The sequence below is a fragment of the bacterium genome (assembly GCA_026416715.1).
Classification (GTDB): domain Bacteria; phylum UBP4; class UBA4092; order JAOAEQ01; family JAOAEQ01; genus JAOAEQ01.
Genome location: JAOAEQ010000054.1, coordinates 1 through 1,219, shown reverse-complemented (window position 1 = coordinate 1,219; position 1,219 = coordinate 1). Strand labels below are relative to the sequence as shown.

General features: G+C 53.3%; 1 protein-coding gene. It reads left to right on the top strand.

What is annotated here, in order from left to right:
• The first annotated feature begins 1 nt into the window (after nt 1).
• Entirely contained in the window at nt 2–1,219 is a 1,218-nt protein-coding gene (gene tuf / locus N3A72_12435) for an elongation factor Tu (protein MCX7920384.1), read from the top strand.

Sequence of the window (1,219 nt, the reverse complement as noted above, 5' to 3'; positions counted from 1 at the left end):
TATGGCGAAGCCGAAGTTTGAGCGGACGAAGTTACATGTGAATGTGGGTACGATAGGGCATATTGATCATGGGAAGACGACGTTAACGGCGGCGATAACGCGGTGTTTAGCGGCGGGTGGGTTAGCGGAGGCGAAGAGTTACGATGAGGTAGCGAAGGCGGATGCGAAGATGTTTCGGCGGGATGCGACGAAGATATTGACGGTAGCGTTATCGCATGTGGAGTATCAGACGGCGAAGCGGCATTATGCGCATATTGATTGTCCTGGGCATCATGATTACATCAAGAACATGATTACGGGGGCGGCGCAGATGGATGGGAGTATTTTAGTGGTGAGTGCGGCGGATGGGCCGATGCCGCAGACGCGGGAGCATATTTTATTAGCGCGTCAGGTTGAGGTGCCGGCGATTGTGGTGTATTTGAACAAGGTAGATTTAGTGGATGATCCGGAGTTATTAGATTTAGTGGAGTTAGAGATTCGGGAGTTATTGAACAAGTATGAGTTTCCTGGGGACAAGACGCCGATTATTCGAGGGAGTGCGTTACAGGCGTTAGGGCATGGGTGTGCGGATCGGTCGTGTCCGCAGTGTAAGAGTATTTGGGAGTTAATGGATGCGGTAGATAGTTTCATTCCGGATCCGGTGCGTGAGGTTGACAAGCCGTTTTTATTGAGTGTGGAGGATGTATTTACGATTACGGGTCGCGGGACGGTGGTGACGGGTCGAGTGGAGCGGGGTCGGATTGTGCCGGGGACGGAGGTAGAGTTAGTTGGGATTCGGCCGGAGACGAAGCGGACGGTGTGCACCTCGGTAGAGATGTTTCGGAAGGTGTTAGACGAGGCGGTAGCTGGGGATAATGTTGGGTTATTATTACGGGGTGTGGATAAGGATGAGGTAGAGCGGGGGATGGTGGTAGCCAAGCCGGGGAGTATCACGCCGCATACGCAGTTTAAGGCGGAGGTGTATGTATTGACCAAGGAGGAGGGTGGTCGGCATACGCCATTTTTCACGGGGTATCGGCCGCAGTTTTATTTTCGGACGACGGATGTGACGGGGGTAGCGAAGTTACCGCCGGATCGGGAGATGGTCATGCCGGGAGACAATGTGCAGATGGAGATAGAACTGATTAGTCCGATTGCGTGTGAGCAAGGGTTACGGTTCGCCATTCGGGAAGGAGGCCATACCGTCGGCGCAGGCGTGGTCAGCGAAATCATTAAATAA

Bases quoted from the DNA above. Each gene is read 5' to 3' on its own strand.
- tuf (MCX7920384.1), top strand. From the start codon at position 2: ATGGCGAAGCCGAAGTTTGAGCGGACGAAGTTACATGTGAATGTGGGT.